This window comes from Daejeonella sp. (genome assembly GCF_049655485.1).
Classification (GTDB): domain Bacteria; phylum Bacteroidota; class Bacteroidia; order Sphingobacteriales; family Sphingobacteriaceae; genus Daejeonella.
In genome coordinates this window covers 1-1,779 of sequence record NZ_JBASJU010000023.1, presented here as the reverse complement: position 1 = coordinate 1,779, position 1,779 = coordinate 1, and the positions used below count along the sequence as shown (strand labels likewise).

General features: G+C 36.0%; 1 protein-coding gene. It reads right to left on the bottom strand.

What is annotated here, in order from left to right; genetic code table 11:
- Positions 1-43: 43 nt before the first annotated feature.
- On the bottom strand, positions 44-1,516 hold the full coding sequence (locus WBJ10_RS01200; protein ID WP_424287732.1) for a tetratricopeptide repeat protein: 1,473 nt from the start codon (positions 1,514-1,516) through the stop codon (positions 44-46).
- Positions 1,517-1,779: the final 263 nt, after the last annotated feature.

Below are 1,779 nucleotides of genomic sequence, written 5' to 3'. Positions count from 1 at the left end.
AATCCCTGAGAGGGCTGTATGAATTGTAAATTGTGGAGAAAAATTAGTCTGCGTAATCTTCATTAAATAAACTGGAGCGACTCGGATTGTTCAGGTTCTCGTTGATGTTGATGATTTGATCATCCAGATCATTGACGCACTTTCCTATCTGTTCTACAAGTTCATCCTTGTCTATGAGGTTCCCACCATCCAAAAGCATCAATCCCTTCAGTGTCGCCACCGGGCTCCTGAGCTGATGTGAAAGGTGGGAGGAATATTCGGAAAGTTTCTTGTTTTTTTTCTTAAGGTCAATTGTACGCACTTCGATAAGTTCCTCCAGATTTTGATTTGTCTGATCGAGTACATCTTTTTGCTTGGAAACTTCCTGGTTCAGGCGCGTTAATTCCAAATTGGTTTGGGCAGATTTTTTGACATTCTTAATCAATAGAAAAATGACAAAGAAAGCAAGTAAAGCAACCACACTACTCGCTACAAAAAGAGTTTGAGTGTATTTTTGCCGTTCTATAATTAATTCGCTTTCTTTTTGCTTGGCCAATTGTATGTGCTGCGACTCGAGCAGGCTGATTTTATCTGAAATGTTGTTCGCATACCGGGCACTGTCCTGCTTGAATGCCCGCCGTAAATAACCAAGAGCAGCAAAATAATTTTTTCGCTTGTTTTCAAGTTCGTAATAGGTGAGGGTATAATTGTACTCCAGTTTTTCGTCATTAAGTGTTTTGGTGTAAGCCATACCTTCTTTTATGGAACGTTCAGCTTCCTCATAATTCCCTTTTGCAATATGCAGAGAACTAAGAGTCAGGTTAATAGATGCCGCAGGATTAATTAGATTCTCTTCTTTTGCCATCCTTAGGGCTTCAACCAGGTTTTCTTCTGCTTTGGGATAATTTCTTGAATTGAGATATAAAACACCTAGATTTTGCAAGCTTTGGATGATACCTAGTTCGTTGTCCAGGTTTTTGAACATCGACAGACTGAGTTTATAATAAGATAGTGCTTTAGGGTAATTTTTAAGTTTTTGATTTCCTGTTCCAATATTGAGGTAAAGCCCAGCTATAAGTTCTTCGCTGCCTAATTCTTTTGCGATCTTAAGGCTCTTATAGAAATTTTCAAGCGATTTTTGAGAGTCAACATCCCGATAAAGATTTCCTATATTGTTATAAACTTTTGCTTCCCCTTCTAAATTCCCTGCTTTTTTAAAATAAGAGGAAGCATTCATATAGTTTTCTATCGAAATGTCAATAAAATTCTTGTAGCTATTTCCAATACCGATTACACGATATGATTCTGCAATTCCATTTAGATAATTTAACTTTAACGATAACTCTAATGCTTTGTTGGCTTGGGCTAATGTTACGTCAGGATTTTTGAATCTTGACTTAAAGGCTTGATTATTAAGTTTAATAACTTTGGAAGTGTCAGAATTTGTTGTATTATTGTTAGAGCGTTTCGTAGAATACTGGGAATACGCATTAAGGCTCACGAAAGTGATTGATAATATAATGTTAAACAGTTTCATTCCCTAACCCGATGTAAGTTTGAATAAATTTAGACAATTAGTATGAAACCTTAATAAATTAATTTACACTTAAATCCTTTTTAATTAAACCAGTTTATCAGGACAATTTAACCAAAACCAAAAAATTATGAAAAAAGTATTGTTAGCTCTCGCAGTATTAGGAAGCGTTTTTTTAACCGCATGTGAAAAAGATAACTCTTTGGAGCCTGCTAATGAAACGCTTCTGAAATCAGACAAAGGCCTTATGTGCCGTGGATGTGGTG